This is a genomic window from Streptococcus sp. KHUD_010 (assembly GCF_040207525.1).
Taxonomy (GTDB): Bacteria; Bacillota; Bacilli; order Lactobacillales; family Streptococcaceae; genus Streptococcus; species Streptococcus hominis.
Genome location: NZ_CP157941.1, coordinates 1574745 through 1592415, shown reverse-complemented (window position 1 = coordinate 1592415; position 17671 = coordinate 1574745). Strand labels below are relative to the sequence as shown.

General features: G+C 40.9%; 12 protein-coding genes. 11 read left to right on the top strand and 1 reads right to left on the bottom strand.

The features are described 5' to 3' along the window. The first annotated feature begins 8 nt into the window (after nucleotides 1-8). The 11 genes from nusA to ABKA15_RS07735 all read left to right on the top strand — a co-directional run bounded on the left by nusA (nucleotide 9) and on the right by ABKA15_RS07735 (nucleotide 16953). Nucleotides 9-1202, top strand: a complete 1194-nt coding sequence (gene nusA / locus ABKA15_RS07785; RefSeq protein WP_049514334.1) for a transcription termination factor NusA — start codon at nucleotides 9-11, stop codon at nucleotides 1200-1202. 12 nt (nucleotides 1203-1214) lie between these two features. Then, nucleotides 1215-1511, top strand: a complete 297-nt coding sequence (locus tag ABKA15_RS07780; protein ID WP_003025961.1) for a YlxR family protein — start codon at nucleotides 1215-1217, stop codon at nucleotides 1509-1511. Beyond that, complete coding sequence (locus ABKA15_RS07775; RefSeq protein ID WP_049508327.1) at nucleotides 1504-1803, top strand: YlxQ-related RNA-binding protein; 300 nt, start codon at nucleotides 1504-1506, stop codon at nucleotides 1801-1803. The genes ABKA15_RS07780 and ABKA15_RS07775 overlap by 8 nt, the downstream gene beginning before the upstream one ends. A 16-nt stretch (nucleotides 1804-1819) precedes the next feature. Further along, complete coding sequence (gene infB, locus ABKA15_RS07770) at nucleotides 1820-4639, top strand: translation initiation factor IF-2 (protein WP_049514333.1); 2820 nt, start codon at nucleotides 1820-1822, stop codon at nucleotides 4637-4639. 80 nt (nucleotides 4640-4719) lie between these two features. Further along, nucleotides 4720-5070 carry a 30S ribosome-binding factor RbfA gene (gene rbfA / locus ABKA15_RS07765; protein WP_049514331.1) on the top strand — a complete coding sequence of 117 codons (351 nt, stop codon included), beginning with the start codon at nucleotides 4720-4722 and terminating at the stop codon, nucleotides 5068-5070. Nucleotides 5071-5227: 157 nt separating this feature from the next. Further along, the gene (locus ABKA15_RS07760; RefSeq protein ID WP_049514329.1) at nucleotides 5228-6859 is read left to right on the top strand and encodes a Na/Pi cotransporter family protein; all 1632 of its coding nucleotides are present in this window, start codon (nucleotides 5228-5230) and stop codon (nucleotides 6857-6859) included. Nucleotides 6860-7065: 206 nt separating this feature from the next. After that, nucleotides 7066-8217 (top strand): N-acetylglucosamine-6-phosphate deacetylase, encoded by a 1152-nt coding sequence (nagA, locus tag ABKA15_RS07755; protein WP_049514328.1) that lies wholly within the window; start codon nucleotides 7066-7068, stop codon nucleotides 8215-8217. A gap of 271 nt (nucleotides 8218-8488) precedes the next feature. After that, complete coding sequence (locus tag ABKA15_RS07750) at nucleotides 8489-13006, top strand: S8 family serine peptidase (RefSeq protein ID WP_049514327.1); 4518 nt, start codon at nucleotides 8489-8491, stop codon at nucleotides 13004-13006. Nucleotides 13007-13722: 716 nt separating this feature from the next. Beyond that, complete coding sequence (gene glyQ / locus ABKA15_RS07745; protein WP_049514325.1) at nucleotides 13723-14637, top strand: glycine--tRNA ligase subunit alpha; 915 nt, start codon at nucleotides 13723-13725, stop codon at nucleotides 14635-14637. 3 nt (nucleotides 14638-14640) lie between these two features. Further along, nucleotides 14641-16680, top strand: coding sequence for a glycine--tRNA ligase subunit beta (glyS, locus tag ABKA15_RS07740; protein WP_049514320.1), 2040 nt, complete (start codon nucleotides 14641-14643; stop codon nucleotides 16678-16680). 15 nt (nucleotides 16681-16695) lie between these two features. Then, nucleotides 16696-16953 carry a DUF896 family protein gene (locus tag ABKA15_RS07735; protein WP_003025937.1) on the top strand — a complete coding sequence of 86 codons (258 nt, stop codon included), beginning with the start codon at nucleotides 16696-16698 and terminating at the stop codon, nucleotides 16951-16953. Between the two features lie 48 nt (nucleotides 16954-17001). Here the strand turns inward: ABKA15_RS07735 and ABKA15_RS07730 are convergent, their stop codons facing one another. Then, nucleotides 17002-17667 (bottom strand): TrkA family potassium uptake protein, encoded by a 666-nt coding sequence (locus ABKA15_RS07730; protein ID WP_049514318.1) that lies wholly within the window; start codon nucleotides 17665-17667, stop codon nucleotides 17002-17004. Nucleotides 17668-17671: the final 4 nt, after the last annotated feature.

Genomic DNA, 17671 nt, shown 5'->3' with positions numbered 1-17671 from the left:
AAAAAGACATGAGTAAAGAAATGCTAGAGGCCTTCCGTATTTTGGAAGAAGACAAAGGGATCAAAAAAGAAGACATTATCGAAGCAGTGACTGAGTCACTTCGTTCAGCTTATCGTCGCCGTTATGGTCAGTCAGATAGTGCAGCTATTGAATTTAATGAAAAAACAGGAGATTTTCGTGTCTATACGGTTCGTGAAGTGGTGGACGAAGTTTTTGATAGCCGTTTGGAAATCAGCTTAAAAGATGCTCTTGCTATTAGCTCGGCTTATGAACTTGGTGATAAAATCAAATTTGAAGAAGCACCGGCTGAATTTGGTCGGGTAGCAGCTCAATCTGCTAAGCAAACAATTATGGAAAAAATGCGCAAACAAACGCGGGCAATTACTTACAATAAGTACAAAGAACATGAGAATGAAATCATGTCAGGAACAGTCGAACGTTTTGACAATCGTTTCATCTATGTCAATCTTGGCAGCATTGAAGCGCAGTTGTCTAAACAAGACCAAATTCCTGGAGAAGTCTTTGCTTCACATGATCGCATTGAAGTTTTTGTTTATAAGGTTGAGGACAATCCTCGCGGTGTGAATGTTTTTGTTAGCCGCAGTCATCCAGAAATGATCAAACGCTTAATGGAGCAAGAGATTCCTGAAGTTTATGACGGAACGGTTGAAATCATGAGCGTTTCTCGTGAAGCAGGTGATCGAACCAAGGTTGCGGTACGCAGTCACAACCCAAATGTAGATGCAATTGGTACAATCGTTGGACGTGGTGGCGCAAACATCAAGAAAATCACCAGCAAGTTTCATCCAGCTAAGTATGATGCAAAATCAGACCGTATGATTCCTATTGAAGAAAACATCGATGTGATTGAGTGGGTAGCAGATCCTGCTGAATTCATCTACAATGCGATTGCTCCGGCAGAAGTGGATCAAGTCATCTTTGACAGTCAAGATAGCAAGCATGCTCTTGTCGTTGTGCCAGATAACAAATTGTCTCTTGCAATCGGTCGTCGCGGACAAAACGTACGCTTGGCAGCTCATTTGACAGGTTACAGAATTGACATCAAATCTGCAAGTGAATTTGAAGCTATGGAAGAAGCAGGTGAGCTTGGTGGATTTGCTGAAGAAGTAGAAGAATTTACAGCAGTTGAAAGTCCTGTAGAAACAGAATTTGTGGAAAGTGAAGTTGAAGCAGCAGACTAAAGGAGGGAAAGAATGGCAAAAACAAGAAAAATCCCTTTACGAAAATCAGTAGTTTCTAACGAAATCATTGACAAGCGTGATTTACTCCGCATTGTCAAAAACAAAGAAGGTCAAATTTTCATTGATCCGACAGGTAAGGCGAACGGACGTGGAGCTTATATCAAACTTGATAATGAAGAAGCGCTTCAAGCTAAGCAAAAACGAGTCTTTAATCGCAGTTTCAATATGGAAGTGGAAGACGATTTTTACGATGAACTGATTGCTTACGTGGATCACAAGGTCAAAAGAAGAGAGTTAGGTCTTGAATAAGCAAAAACTAGCAAATTTACTTGGCTTAGCACAACGAGCAGGTCGCATCATATCGGGTGAAGAATTGGTTGTTAAGGCTATACAAAATAGGAAAGCAAAGTTGGTATTTTTAGCCAACGATGCTGCTCCAAATTTGACCAAGAAAATTACTGATAAAAGTCATTACTATAAAGTAGAAGTATCAACCGTGTTTTCAACACTGGAATTAAGCACCGCAGTAGGCAAGGCAAGAAAAGTGCTTGCCATCACTGATGCTGGATTTACAAAGAAAATGAGGTCTCTTATGGAATAGAAGAGGAGGACAAGATTTGTCTAAAGTAAGATTGTACGAAATCGCGAAAGAACTGGGAAAAGAAAGCAAGGAAATTGTGGCGCGTGCAAAAGAGCTTGGTATTGAGGTAAAAAGTCATGCCAGCAGCGTGGAAAGTGAAATAGCAACACGTATCACAGCTAGCTTTTCTCAAGCAGCAGCTCCTAAAAAAGAAACGACTCAAAAGCCGACTCAATCGTTGCCTAAAGAGCAACCGTCAGCTTTAACGGCAGTAAAAGAAACGACCGAGGCTGAGAAGAAAGCAGAGCCGAAGGCAGTAGCTCCGAAGCAAAAGTCGGAAGTGGAAATGAAGTCGGCGCCTGCAAAACCAAAAAGTCGTAATTTTAAGGCTGAACGAGAGGCAAGAGCAAAAGAGCAAGCAGAACGACGGAATAAACAGCGAGACAATCGTCCGCAAAAACAACAAAATGGCGACAAACGAAATCAAGATGAGCGCAATCAGCGTAATGATCGAAGCAATCAAAATCGCAACGAACAACGCGACAATCGCAATCATCGAAACCAAGACAATCGTCGCCAAGGGCAAAATCGTTCACATGTTGCAAATCAGAATCGCCCTCAAACAAATCAAGGACCACGCATTGATTTCAAGGCGCGTGCAGCAGCTCTGAAAGCTGAACAAAATGCTGAATACGCTCGTGGTAGTGAAGAACGTTTCAAACAAGCTCAGGCTGCGAAAGCAGCTCAACGCGAGCAGAATAAACGGAAAGAACCTGTAGAAGAATTATTTCAAGCAGCAGCTACTATCGTGGAAGCAACAAAGCCAGCTCCACAGCCCCAAGTTGCTCCTGAAGCGAGTCAAACTCCCGCAGTTGACACTCGTCGTAAAAAACAAGCCCGGCCAGACAAGAAACGCGATGACTTTGATCGTGAAGAAGATGGTCCAAGAAAACAACAAAAGAATCGAAGCAGTCAAAATCAAGTGAGAAATCAAAAGAATAGTAATTGGAATCATAACAAGAAAAATAAAAAAGGCAAGAATAATCGGAGCAATAACCAAACTCCAAAACCGGTTACAGAACGTAAATTCCATGAATTGCCAAAAGAGTTTGAATATACAGAAGGCATGACCGTTGCAGAGATTGCAAAGCGGATTAAGCGCGAACCAGCTGAAATTGTCAAGAAACTCTTTATGATGGGAGTCATGGCGACCCAAAACCAATCGTTAGATGGTGACACCATTGAACTCCTCATGGTGGATTATGGTATTGAAGCTCATGCTAAAGTTGAAGTGGACAATGCAGATATTGATCGCTTCTTTGTGGATGATGATTATCTTGATCCAGATGCCTTGGTAGAGCGTCCACCGGTTGTGACCATTATGGGACACGTTGACCATGGGAAAACAACGCTTTTGGATACCTTGCGTAATTCTCGTGTTGCCACAGGTGAAGCAGGTGGGATTACACAACATATCGGTGCTTACCAGATTGAAGAAAATGGTAAGAAAATTACTTTCTTAGATACGCCAGGGCATGCGGCCTTTACTTCTATGCGGGCACGTGGTGCTTCTGTCACAGATATTACGATTCTTGTTGTGGCAGCAGATGACGGGGTAATGCCTCAAACGATTGAAGCCATTAACCACTCAAAAGCAGCAAGTGTCCCCATTATTGTAGCGATTAACAAGATTGATAAGCCAGGTGCCAACCCTGAACGGGTTATCGGTGAATTGGCTGAATATGGCGTTATGTCAACTGCTTGGGGCGGTGATTCTGAATTCGTCGAAATTTCAGCGAAATTCAATCAAAATATTGAGGAGTTGCTCGAAACAGTTCTCCTTGTAGCCGAAATTCAAGAATTAAAAGCCGATCCGAATGTTCGCGCAATCGGTACGGTCATCGAAGCGCGCTTGGATAAAGGAAAAGGTGCGGTGGCAACTCTGCTCGTTCAACAAGGTACTTTGAATGTGCAGGATCCAATCGTTGTCGGAAATACCTTTGGACGTGTACGTGCGATGACCAATGACCGCGGACGCCGAGTGAAAGTTGCTGGACCGTCTACACCAGTATCTATCACGGGTCTAAATGAAACACCGATGGCTGGTGATCATTTTGCAGTGTATGAAGATGAAAAAGCAGCGCGTGCAGCTGGTGAAGAACGTGCAAAACGTGCTCTCATGAAGCAACGCCAAGCAACTCACCGTGTTAGTCTTGAAAATCTCTTTGATACCCTTAAAGCAGGCGAAGTCAAGTCTGTCAATGTTATTATCAAAGCAGACGTGCAAGGTTCTGCCGAAGCCTTGACGGCTTCCCTTCAAAAGATTGAAGTAGAAGGCGTTAAAGTCACGATTGTTCACTCAGCAGTTGGTGCTATTAACGAGTCTGACGTGACTCTTGCCGAAGCTTCAAATGCTTTTATCATTGGTTTCAATGTTCGTCCTACCCCACAAGCTCGTCAACAAGCAGAAGCCGATGATGTCGAAATTCGTCTTCACAGCATTATTTATAAAGTCATCGAAGAAGTAGAAGATGCCATGAAAGGGATGTTGGATCCAGAATACGAAGAAAAAATTATCGGTGAAGCTGTTATCCGTGAAACCTTCAAGGTTTCTAAAGTCGGTACCATTGGTGGCTTTATGGTGGTTAGCGGTAAAGTAACTCGTGATTCTAAGGTTCGTGTGATTCGTGATGGTGTTGTCATCTTTGATGGTGCGCTTGCTAGCCTCAAACATTATAAGGATGATGTGAAAGAAGTTGGCAATGGGCAAGAAGGTGGTCTCATGGTCGAGAACTACAATGATATCGAGGTAGACGACATGATTGAAGCCTACATCATGGAAGAAATCACCAAATAAAATATGAATGGAAAAGAGACAGGCTATGGTTCATTAAAGTCTGCCTCAACCTTTTTCTAAAGTAAGTGAAAGGAGATATCATGGCAAATCAATTTCGTGTGGATCGTGTGGGCATGGAAATCAAACGTGAAGTCAATGAAATTTTGCAAAAAAAAGTTCGTGATCCGCGTGTTCAAGGAATTACCATTACAGATGTGCAAATGTTGGGTGACTTGTCAATGGCAAAAGTATACTATACGCTGATGAGCAAGCTTGCTTCTGAGCAAGAAAAAGCTCAAATTGGTTTAGAAAAAGCCAAAGGGACGATCAAACGTGAATTGGGTCACAACTTGAAGATGTATAAAATTCCTGATTTGACATTTATCAAAGATGAATCCATTGAATACGGGAATAAAATTGACCAAATGCTCCGTGATTTAGAACGAAAATAAAACGTAATTTAGCTATATCAATATATTTAAAAAGAAAGGAAATTCTATTTTTCTTTCTTTTTTTGATAAAAATGCTAAAAAAGGCTTGTTACTTTTACACTTATCCATTAAAATAGAAAAGGAGATAATCCGCTACATATTTTTCGGAGGGGAAAAGATGTCCATCAATTGGCAGCAAATTATATTTAGCTTTTTAGGCGGTTTAGGACTTTTCCTATATAGTATTCGAATGATGGGGGATGGCTTGCAGCAGGCTGCAGGTGATCGGCTTCGTTATTTTATTGACAAATATACAAGCAATCCATTTTTTGGTGTTCTAGTTGGGATTGGTCTAACAGCTCTCATTCAGTCCAGTTCAGGTGTGACAGTTATTACAGTTGGATTGGTGAGTGCGGGACTTTTAACGCTCAGGCAGGCAATTGGGATTGTTATGGGAGCCAATATCGGAACGACAGTGACCTCTTTTATTATTGGTTTTAAGCTAGGTGATTATGCCTTGCCCATTCTTTTTTTAGGAGCAGTCTGTCTCTTCTTTACCAAAAAGCGCTCCGTCAATAATATCGGTCGCGTTCTATTTGGGGTTGGTGGTATCTTCTTTGCTTTAAATCTGATGAGTGGCGCTATGGAGCCTTTGAAAGATTTAGACGCCTTCCGTGAATACATGATAAAGTTAAGTGGAAATCCAGTTCTTGGTGTATTTGTAGGAACAGGGATTACATTGCTCATTCAAGCTTCGTCTGCTACCATTGGGATTTTGCAGAATCTGTATGCAAGTGGCTTAATTGAGCTAAAAGGAGCTTTGCCAGTTCTTTTTGGGGATAATATCGGGACAACGATTACAGCGATTATTGCATCCTTAGGTGCTAATATTGCAGCAAAACGTGTGGCAGGTGCTCATGTAATGTTTAACGTGGTTGGTACCATTTTGTGTTTGATTGTGTTAGGACCATTTACAAGCTTGATTCAGTGGTTTCAAACGGCTCTCCATTTAAGTCCAGAAATGACCATTGCCTTTGCCCACGGAACTTTTAATGTCACCAATACCATTATCCAATTTCCATTCATTGGCTTGCTGGCTACTTTGGTAACGAAGCTAATCCCAGGTGAAGATGAAGTCGTGAAATACGAGCCGCTTTATTTGGATGTGATTTTGATTAAACAAGCTCCATCGCTTGCTTTAGGAAATGCAAAAAAAGAATTGCTGCATTTAGGAAGTTATGCGATGCGCTCATTTGAGTTGGCTTATGATTATATTGTGAACAATACTGAAAAGTCAGCAGACAAAGGGCATAAAACGGAAGAAGCAATCAACAAGATTGATGAAGATCTGACACGCTATCTGATTGATTTATCTAGTGAACCTCTTAGTCAAAAAGAAAGTGAAGTACTGACTAATATTCTGGACTCTTCACGCGATTTGGAAAGAATCGGAGATCACGGTGAAGCGCTTATCAACTTGACAGACTATATCCGTCGAAAAAAAGTAGAATTTTCTCCAGCAGCCTTGCAAGAGTTGGAGTTGATTTACAATATGACTCTTAGTTTCATTAAAGAATCTTTAGCTTCTGTAGAAAATAATGATATTGAATTGGCAAATAGTCTGGTGGCTAAGCATGAAGCGATTGATAAAATGGAACGCAGATTGCGGAAGACGCATATCCATCGCCTGAACAGAGGAGAATGCTCTACGCAAGCAGGCGTAAACTTTATTGATATCATCTCTCACTATACGAGAGTAGCAGATCACGCTATGAATTTGGCGGAAAAAGTGCAAGCGGAACAAATTTAAGATTGAGAAACAAACTGCTGAGAGGTAGTTTGTTTTTTGATGATTTAAAATACACAAAATAGGTCTATACCATTTACAAAAAAAGAAGAAAGCGGTATAATAAAAGGGACATAATGAATAAATGTGAGAGTGCCTCAAAATATCAATTGCAGTTGCTAGAAATTGTAACTTAATATAAACTCTCATCGAATGAAGGAGGTTTTATTATGCCTAAATACATTCAAGCTGATCAATTTTTCTATCCCCATGGTATTCGTCAAGGTGGCTATCTGGAATTGGTCGGTGGCAAATTTGGAAAATGGTCCAAGGAAATTCCAGCAGATTCAGATGTGATAAATTACACAGGTTATTCTATTGCGCCAGGCTTGGTAGATACTCATATTCATGGCTTTGGTGGTGTGGATGTGATGGACAATAATATCGAAGGGACGCTTCACACCATGAGTGAAGGACTGTTGTCAACAGGTGTCACCAGTTTTTTGCCAACAACTTTGACCTCAACTTTTGAATTACTGCTAGCTGTGACCGAAAATATTGGTGCTCATTACCAAGAAGCAACAGGTGCTAAGATTCGTGGGCTTTATTTTGAAGGACCGTATTTCACAGAAAAATACAAAGGAGCTCAAAATCCAATTTACATGAAAGATCCTCGAATGGATGAATTTCGTGCTTGGCAAAAAGCTTCAAATGGTTTGCTTAATAAAATCGCTCTAGCTCCAGAACGAGAAAGTGTTGAAGACTTTGTTCGCACTATTACGGATGAGGGCGTAACGGTTGCGTTGGGGCACTCAAATGCAACTTTTGAAGAAGCCAAAGCAGCTGTGGACGCAGGTGCTAGTGTCTGGGTTCATGCTTATAATGGAATGCGTGGATTGACCCACCGAGAACTTGGCATGGTCGGAGCTATGTATGAGCTGCCTCATACTTATGCAGAATTGATTTGTGACGGCCACCATGTTGATCCGAAAGCCTGTGATATTTTGATGAAGCAAAAAGGCCATGAAAATGTAGCACTCATTACAGACTGTATGACTGCAGGCGGCTTGGAAGATGGAGATTATATGTTGGGCGAATTTCCAGTAGTGGTCGCAAACGGAACTGCTCGTCTCAAATCAACAGGCAACCTCGCAGGCTCTATCTTGAAATTGAAAGACGGACTGAAAAATGTGGTCAAATGGGGCATTGCTAACCCACATGAAGCAGTTATGATGGCAACCCTCAATCCCGCAAAATCAGTCCATATTGATGATGTTTGTGGTCAAATCAAAGAAGGTCACGATGCGGACTTTATCGTTTTGAACAAGGATTTAGAACTCGTTGCAACTTATCTTGATGGTGAAAAACGATACGAAGCGTAAAGATGGAACATTGAAGTATTCATACAGTTTTTTAGAATCTAGGATAACACCCTAGGTTCTTTTTTTTCAGCTTTTTCATAATCAGTATGTGTGTATTCCGAACGATGGTTATATAAATAAAATAATTTTATAGTTAAAACTTTATATTTTCTATTTTTTATATATGTTCATAAAGAAATGTTACGTTTTCATTACAAATGCTATTTTGTGTGAATCTTCAGAAAAATTTACGATATAATAACTTTAAAAAAATAAAAATGAGGAGATTTATATGCAAAAACAACGTTTTTCATTGAGAAAGTATAAGTTTGGTTTGGCTTCGGTCGTTTTAGGTACATTTTTAGTGATTGGAGCAGCTCAAGTTCAAGCTGAGGAGCAAGTGGCAGCTAAGCCCGTAGTTGCACAGGAGACGAATGTTGTTACGACAACAGAAGCGACTACTCAATCAGCAACTGCGTCTGAAAATACAGAATCTGAGGCAGAGAAAACAGATTCTTCAGTAGCCACCCCTGCTGAAACACCGCAACAGACAGCGACTGCTCAAGTTGCTGAAGTGACATCAAGCTCTCCGGCTGAAGTGTCTTCCAACGCTGAAGAGCAACCAGCTCCAGAAGATACAAATGCTACAAAGGAGGAAACTACATCAGCTTCGCAACCGGAAGCAACATCAACAGAGGCAGAGTCGACTTCTGTGACGAATTCATCAGCTGCACCTACTACAAAAGCTGAGCCGGCTAAGACACCTGTGTCAGATGAAGCAAGACCTGCAAGTGTTAGCAGTAATGAAATCATCAAAGTTCCTCAAACCTGGCATCAAGGTTATAAAGGGGAGGGTACTGTTGTAGCGATTATTGACTCTGGTTTGGATGTTCACCATGAAGTATTGCGGATTACAGATCCTTCAAAAGGAAAATACAAAACTGAAGCCGAAATGGAGGCTGTTAAGCGTGCAGCTGGCATTGACTATGGGAAATGGTACAATGACAAAGTAGTCTATGCTTATGATTATATGGACGGTGATGATAATATTAAAGAAAAAGATACGTCATCGCACGGGATGCATGTAACAGGGATTGCTACAGGAAATCCAGATAAGAAAAGTGCTAATGGTGAATATGTTTACGGAGTAGCACCTGAAGCGCAGGTTATGTTTATGCGGGTCTTTTCTGATCGTAGCGGAACTACTAGTTCAGCTATTTATGCGAAAGCCATTGATGATGCGGTTGCCCTTGGAGCGGATTCTATCAATATGAGTCTGGGTTCTTCTACTGGTTCCACTGTCAATGCTGATCCAAGCATTGTGGATGCTATTAAACGTGCCCGTGCAAAAGGAGTTTCAGTCCTCATATCTGCAGGGAACAGCAACACATTTGGATATGGATATGATAAACCACTAGCGGAAAATCCTGATTATGGATTAGTCGGAAATCCCTCTACGGTAGAAGACTCAATCTCTGTTGCTTCCGTCAATAATACAGTGGTCACAGAAGAAGTCTTTAATGTCCTTGGGTTGGAAAACAATGCTGAATTAAATCATGGGAAATTCACTTATGCAGCAGCTGAAACAGAAGGACAGTTTGAAAAAGGAAAAGAGTATGAATATGTAGACGCTGGACTTGGTCGTGAAGAAGACTTTAGCGGAGTGGATGTCAAAGGAAAACTAGCTCTTGTGCAACGTGGCAGTATTACATTTGCAGAAAAAGCAAACAATGCACTGAAACACGGCGCGACTGGAATATTGGTCTATAATAATGTCGCAGGTGCGAATGTTACAATGGCTTTAGACGGAGAGGGCAAGAAAAATCCGGCAGTCTTTATTTCCAAAGAATATGGTGAAGCGCTGAAAGCTGGCAAGTACAAGTTAGTATTTAATGGTGCGATGGCTAATCGGGCCAATCCAGAATCTGGTAAAATGTCCGATTTTTCAAGTTGGGGTGTAACAACAGATGGTCAATTGAAACCAGATGTAACTGCTCCTGGTGGCTCTATCTTTTCATCTTTTAATGATAATACTTACGGCAGTATAAGCGGAACCAGTATGGCAGCTCCTCATGTAGCTGGCGTAGCCGCTCTTGTCAAACAGTATTTGCTAAAGAAATACCCAGACAAATCTCCTGCAGAAATTTCAGAATTAGTCAAAGCCTTGATTATGTCTACAGCGAAACCGCATGTCAATAAGGAAACTGGAACGTACACTTCACCCCGTCAACAAGGAGCTGGTATTGTAGACACAGCAGCAGCCGTATCTACAGATTTATATGTAACGGGCGAAAATAATTATCCTAGTGTATCGCTTGGAAATGTTAAGGATGAATTTACATTTGATGTGACCGTTCACAATCTTTCTGATAAAGATCGGACATTGAAAATGATTGTCAATACGAATACAGACAATGTTAAGGACGGGCGTTTTACACTCACTCCTAGAAAATTAACAGAAACTGTCTGGCCTGAGATTACTGTTAAGGCACACAGCAGTGAACGTGTCACGGTCAAAGTCAATACATCTAAATTTGCAGAAGAATTGACCAAGCTCATGCCAAACGGCTACTTCTTAGAAGGCTTTGTTCGTTTTGTCGATCCGGCTGATGACGGTGATGTGGTTAGCATGCCATTTATGGGCTTCCGTGGTGAATTTCAAAATCTACCAGCAGCTGAAAAACCAATTTATAATTTAGTTAAAGAAGGAAAATCTGGATTTTATTACGATGTTCCTGAAGATAAGAGTATTTCAGCCGGTGACAATGTGAGTGCTATTTTAACGACAGCTAATGAAACCCTTTATTCAACTGGGCAAACAACAGCTCGTAGTCCGATTGTCCTTGGTACGGTGGAAAATGAGCAAGGCACAAATGTCTTGCAGTTGGATGCCAATGGAAATGTTCGTCTTGCCTTTTCTCCAAATAATGACGGCAACAAAGACTTGATTCAGTACCGCTCTGTATTTTATCGGAATTTCACCAATCTAACCGCCAGCGTCTATGCAAGTACGGATACAGATTATCGTTCACCAATTTGGAAGAGCAGCAAAGCTTTAGATGGTCGTAAAAATTACTTTGATAGTAAAGGGCCGAAATCTTATGTGGTTGAAAATACCGTATGGGATGGTCGTGATAGTAGCGGAAATGCTGTGAAAGACGGCCTATATACCTATGTAATCCGCTACACACCAGATGTCCCTGGGGCAAATGAACAAGCGGTAGCTTTCCAACTTCAAATTGATACACAAAAGCCAGTCATCACATCAGGTTATATCACAAATACAAATGGAGTAGAAACATTTGTCGCTCGTCAGGTAAAAGATGAAGGGGAGGGTGGAATTCTAAGAAAAAGCCTCTTCTACCTTCAGCAAGATAAAAACAATAGCGTCCTCTATCAAGCTAGAGATGCTTTGGGAAATGTACGCATTTATGAACGCCGTGTTTATATTGCAGCAAATCAAGACGGCAGTTACACTTTGCCAAAAGGTGTAGAAAAGACCAATATTTTCTATTTGGTAGAAGATTTTGCTGGAAATAAAGATGTTATCTCTTTAGCAAAATTAGTAGGAGATGAAAATAGTGGACGAATTCGTGTAGCTTTGGTAGATGCTGAAAGTCATAAAGATTTGGATACGAGCTTTGTATATCGTATCAAAGATGCAAACGGTAACTATGTTAATCTTGATAAAGGAAATGACATCAACTTCTTAGGATTTGGACACTATGTGGCTGAATTGTTCACTTATGACAAAGGCGGTCTAAAACTGTACAGCCCTCAAACGCAAGAATTTGATTTGACAGCTGAGGATAGCTTTAAAACGATTGAATTTTTAGCGAAAGAAATCGCCTATGCTCCATTAAGTGTAGCTTTTGACCAAGCGGTTCCTAAAAATACATCAGTCGTCTTAAAAAATGCAGACGGAGATTTATTGGTATTACCAGTGCAAAAATATGGTCAAAATGCTTTTGGAAAAACGGTTGCAGTAGGTCGTTATACAGTTCTTGTGAAACTTCCTGCGGGTTATGAATTGTGGGATGAAAATCCAACGGTTGAGGTCTTTGAAGGTCAAAATAATCTTCTTAAGTTAGCGGTTATTATAAAAACGCAGCTACTAGCGGCTGTCAATAAACAAGCCAGTCTTGTCGCATCTGCTCAGTATTATAATGCAGCTGCAGAAAAACGCACAGCTTACGATCAAGCTTACGCAGTAGCTCAAGCTGCTGTGGCTGGCAAATTGACTCAAGCAGAAGTGGATAAAGTTCTAGCAGCCTTAAATACGGCTTCTAACGATTTGGACGGTAAAGATTCTGATATTGCTTCTGTGAAGCAAGCCATTGCTGCCTATGGTGCTATGACAAAAACAGGACGTTATGCTAACGCTACAGAGAAATACCGTCGCAATTATGACCAAGCTTTCCGAGCAGTTGCTTTGCTGTTAGCACAGGAGCGTGTAACTCAAGAACAAATTGATACAGTTTTAGCCCAATTAAAAGCAGCAGAGCAGCGACTGAATGGCAAAGACACGAACTTTAGCAGCTTGCAAAAGCTAGTGGATAGAGAAGTGGAATTTCAAGCAAGTAACTATCGCTTCATTTATGCTTCTGATGATGTCAAAGCAGCTTACTTAACAGCTTTTGAAGAAGTACAAGCTGTATTGGCAAATCCAGGAGCAAGTAGGGAAGAAGTGAAAGCAGCTACTGCAAATTTAAGAGAAGCAAAACGAAAATTAAATGGGAAAAGACCTCAAAAGGTTCAAACAGTAAGTGTTTTGACAAAAACAGCAGCTTCTAATGAGTTAGTCTCTTAAATAAAAATTGAGAAAAGTTTGGGAGTGGGACAGACAGCCATGATTGCTACGCACTCACCCACAGAAAGGGTGTAATCGTAAAGATTACGTATAAGAACTAAATGAAACAAAAATGTAGTTCATAGTCCTACCCCACAAGGTTGCTCAACAGTCTCCCAGACTGTTGAGGTGGTGGATAAAGAAAACAACGTTTTCGTCAAAAGTATTTTTCTGAGCTTGAAAAATCAAACGCCTTGAGACTTGTTTTGCAAGATCTATCCGTCACTCTGTGTTGTTGATTTATTACATATTATGCTTTGAGGTTGGGAATTTTTACCCAGCCTCAAACTTTTTTCAAATCTATGGTAAATTTCATCAGTATTTCTATTTTACAAAATTTTATTTTCCTGCTATAATAGTTTTTATGAAAGAGGTCTTGTCAGGATATTTTCTAGCGAGTCTGGGGTGGTGGAAGCCAGATAAGTGAAAGATGAGGACGGAGCTTTCGGTAAATTTTAGTCCTTGATGTTATCTTAAGGCTATATTAACAATGAAGTAATAAACTAGGGTGGAACCGCGTTTTGACGCCCCTATGCAAAGCAGTATAGGGTGTCGTATCGAGTGCAGTTCTGCTTTTTGTTTTGTTAATCAAATTGATTCACTTGTTGACACTAGTATATTCCCACTATAAACTCAAGTTACAAGAATATTATAATAAAAAGAATGGAGTAAACATTATGCCGAAGAAGTTAACCTTCCAAGAAATTATTTTAACGTTGCAGCATTTTTGGAATGAACAGGGCTGTATGCTCATGCAGGCTTACGACAATGAAAAAGGTGCTGGTACCATGAGTCCTTATACTTTCTTGCGTGCCATTGGTCCTGAGCCGTGGAATGCGGCTTATGTAGAGCCTTCACGTCGTCCAGCAGATGGACGTTACGGTGAAAATCCTAATCGCCTTTACCAACACCACCAGTTTCAAGTTGTGATGAAACCAAGTCCAAGTAATATTCAAGAGCTGTATTTGCAGTCTTTGGAGTTATTGGGAATTGATCCGTTGGAACATGATATTCGCTTTGTAGAGGATAATTGGGAAAATCCTTCAACAGGTTCTGCAGGTCTAGGCTGGGAAGTATGGCTTGACGGTATGGAAATCACGCAGTTTACTTATTTCCAACAGGTCGGTGGTTTGCCTACCAACCCAGTGACATCTGAAGTTACCTATGGTTTGGAGCGTCTGGCATCTTATATCCAAGAGATGGATTCTGTTTATGATATTGAATGGGCTGATGGCGTGAGATACGGAGAAATTTTCCGCCAACCAGAATTTGAGCATTCAAAATACAGTTTTGAAGTGAGCGATCAAGCCTTGCTTTTAGCAAATTTTGATCATTTTGAAGCAGAAGCGAAGCGCTGTTTAGAATACAATCTCGTCCATCCTGCTTACGATTATGTGCTGAAATGCTCTCATACCTTTAATTTGTTGGATGCTCGTGGAGCTGTTTCTGTGACAGAACGTGCAGGCTACATTGCTCGCATTCGCAATTTAGCGCGTATTGTTGCTAAAACTTTTGTAGCAGAGCGCAGACGACTAGGTTATCCATTATTGGATGAAGCAACACGTGAGAAATTATTGGCTGAGGAGGAGTAAAAAATGACGAAGAATTTATTGGTTGAGTTAGGGCTAGAAGAAATGCCAGCCTATGTCGTGACACCAAGCATGAATCAATTACGTGATAAAATGGCAGCCTTTTTAACAGACAATCGTTTAACTTTTGATAAGATTGAAATGTTTTCAACTCCTCGTCGCTTGGCTGTGCGCGTGTCCAATCTAAGTGAAAAGCAAACAGATTTAACAGAAGATTTTAAAGGACCAAGCAAGAAGATTGCTTTGGATGCAGATGGAAATTTCACTAAAGCCGCGCAAGGTTTTGTTCGTGGAAAAGGCTTGACTGTTGAAGATATCACTTTTCGTGAAGTCAAAGGCGAAGAATATGTCTATGTCACCAAGCAAGAAATCGGAAAACCTGTTGAGGAATTGATTGACGGAGTTGCCGATGTGCTGACCTCTCTGAGTTTTCCGGTCAATATGCACTGGGGCACCAATACATTTGAATATATTCGCCCCGTTCATACCCTAACTGTGTTGTTGGATGATGAGTCCTTTTTGATGAATTTGTTCGATATTGAAAGTGGACGGACAAGTCGGGGGCATCGTTTTCTCGGCCATGAAGTGAAGATTCAGTCAGCAGATTCTTATGAAGAGGACTTGCGCAAAGTTTTTGTCATTGCCAGCCCAATGGAACGTGAAAACATGATTTTGGATCAAATCAAAGAAATTGAGAGAATGCACAATGTTCATGTGGAGATTGACGAAGATTTGCTGGACGAAGTGCTGAATTTGATTGAATACCCAACCGCTTTTATCGGGCGTTTTGACGAGCGTTACCTAGATGTACCTGAGGAAGTTCTTGTGACTTCCATGAAAGTCAATCAACGATACTTTGTTGTTCGTAACGAAAATGGCAAACTTCTTCCATATTTTGTATCGGTACGCAACGGAAATACAGAACATCTTGAAAATGTGGTCAAAGGAAATCAGAAAGTTTTGGTAGCTCGTTTGGAAGATGCAGAATTTTTCTGGCGCGAAGACCAACGATTGGTTATTTCTGATTTGGTTGAAAAGTTGAAAAATGTGACCTTCCATGAAAAAATAGGTTCTCTAGCAGAGCACATGGAACGAACAGCAAAGATTGCAGCTCTTTTAGCAGAAAAAGCTCAGTTATCTAAGCAAGAAATGAAAGATGTAGCGCGAGCTGCAGCTATTTACAAGTTTGATTTGTTGACTGGTATGGTTGGTGAGTTTGATGAGCTGCAAGGTATCATGGGTGAAAAATATGCCCTGCTTGCAGGAGAAAACACAGCAGTAGCTAAAGCTATTCGGGAGCATTATTTGCCAACTGCCAGTGACGGTGAATTGCCAGACACGAAAGTTGGTGCAATTTTAGCTATTGCAGACAAGATGGATACGATTCTTTCTTTCTTCTCGGTCGGACTCATTCCAAGCGGTTCAAATGACCCTTATGCTCTTCGTAGAGCAACGCAAGGTGTCGTGCGCATTCTTGATAAATTTGGTTGGCACATTGCTTTAGATGAATTGATAGAACAGCTCTATGCGCTGCAATTTGACAGTCTCACATATAGCAATAAAGAACAAGTGCTTGATTTCTTCCGTGCACGTATTGAAAAAATGATGGACAGCGATATTCCGAAAGATATCGTGACAGCTGTGCTCAACAGCTCGACGTTTGTTGTACGTGATTTGGTCGAGGTGGGGGCCCTTCTAGCAGAAAAAGCACAAGAAGATTCTTTCAAATCATCGGTCGAAAGTTTAGCACGTGTCTTTAACTTGGCAGAAAAAGCAGAAACGGCTGGTGTTGTGGACGAGAGTCTCTTTGAAAATGCCGAAGAAAAAGCCCTTCATGCAGCAGTAGAAAACTTAACGTTATCTGATGACTTAACAGATAATATTGAGGGACTCTTCGCTTTAAGTCCAGTGATTGATGCTTTCTTTGACAATACTATGGTTATGGCTGAAGATGAAACTGTCCGAGCAAATCGTTTGGCACTCTTAGCTGCCTTAATGACGAAAGCCAAAAAAGTGGCACAATTTAACCAAATCAATACAAAATAATTCAAGGAGGGAAAAATGGAACCAAAGAAAATCGAACGCATCAATGAACTTGCCAAAAAGAAAAAAACAGTTGGCCTAACGCCAGAAGAAAAAGTAGAGCAAGCTAAATTGCGTGAAGAATACATTGAAGGCTATCGTCGTAGCGTTCGCCACCACATTGAAGGGATTAAAATTGTGGATGAAGAGGGCAATGACATCACGCCAGAAAAACTTCGCCAAGTCCAACGTGAAAAAGGCTTGCATGGTCGAAGTTTGGATGATCCAAATTCGTAATAAAGGTAACAAAACATCGCTGAGAATTTTTCTCAGCGATGTTTTCATCTATTTTGTAATATCTTCAAAGTGGTCAAATGTTTGACTGTCAATAACCGCCATCAACAGTTCGTCCTTTTTAAAGGTATAGTCAGGTGATGTATCAATGTTGAGAACACCGTCGGGTGCTTCTCGAAAACCAATGATGTTAAGCTTATGATTCTGACGAAGTTTTAATTGTGCTAAATTTTTACCAATCCAAGCCTGAGGTGGATAAAATTCGATAATAGATACATTTTTATCTAATTCAATGACGTCAGTCGTGGCTTGGTGCAAAATATTTTTAGCAAGCGAAATCCCGGTTTCACGCTCAGGGGAGATGCAGCGATCAGCTCCAACTTTTAGCAATACTTTTCTGGTTGTCTTACTTTTCACCTTGGCAATCACCTTTTCAACGCCTAAAGATTTACAGTGCATGACGGCAAGGACACTCGATTCTAGATTGTCACCAGTAGCGACCACTACCGTATCACAGGTATCAATTCCTGCAGCTTGCAGCAAATCGTGGTCTGTAATATCGCCGACCACGCCTCGTGCTAAAATGGGTTCAAAATGGTTGATGACATCTTCGTGGTCATCGACAGCTATAATATCGCAGTTGTATTTGCGAAGTGTGTTAATGATACTGCGACCGAAAACTCCCAGCCCCAGTATACCGATTGTTCGTTTATCCATAAAA

Excerpts from the sequence above, each read along its gene's own strand:
- ABKA15_RS07730 (WP_049514318.1), bottom strand. The coding sequence starts at position 17,667 with ATGGATAAACGAACAATCGGTATACTGGGGCTGGGAGTTTTCGGTCGC.
- ABKA15_RS07780 (WP_003025961.1), top strand. The coding sequence starts at position 1,215 with ATGGCAAAAACAAGAAAAATCCCTTTACGAAAATCAGTAGTTTCTAAC.
- glyS (WP_049514320.1), top strand. The coding sequence starts at position 14,641 with ATGACGAAGAATTTATTGGTTGAGTTAGGGCTAGAAGAAATGCCAGCC.
- glyQ (WP_049514325.1), top strand. The coding sequence starts at position 13,723 with ATGCCGAAGAAGTTAACCTTCCAAGAAATTATTTTAACGTTGCAGCAT.
- nagA (WP_049514328.1), top strand. The coding sequence starts at position 7,066 with ATGCCTAAATACATTCAAGCTGATCAATTTTTCTATCCCCATGGTATT.
- nusA (WP_049514334.1), top strand. The coding sequence starts at position 9 with ATGAGTAAAGAAATGCTAGAGGCCTTCCGTATTTTGGAAGAAGACAAA.
- ABKA15_RS07750 (WP_049514327.1), top strand. The coding sequence starts at position 8,489 with ATGCAAAAACAACGTTTTTCATTGAGAAAGTATAAGTTTGGTTTGGCT.
- ABKA15_RS07735 (WP_003025937.1), top strand. The coding sequence starts at position 16,696 with ATGGAACCAAAGAAAATCGAACGCATCAATGAACTTGCCAAAAAGAAA.
- ABKA15_RS07760 (WP_049514329.1), top strand. The coding sequence starts at position 5,228 with ATGTCCATCAATTGGCAGCAAATTATATTTAGCTTTTTAGGCGGTTTA.
- rbfA (WP_049514331.1), top strand. The coding sequence starts at position 4,720 with ATGGCAAATCAATTTCGTGTGGATCGTGTGGGCATGGAAATCAAACGT.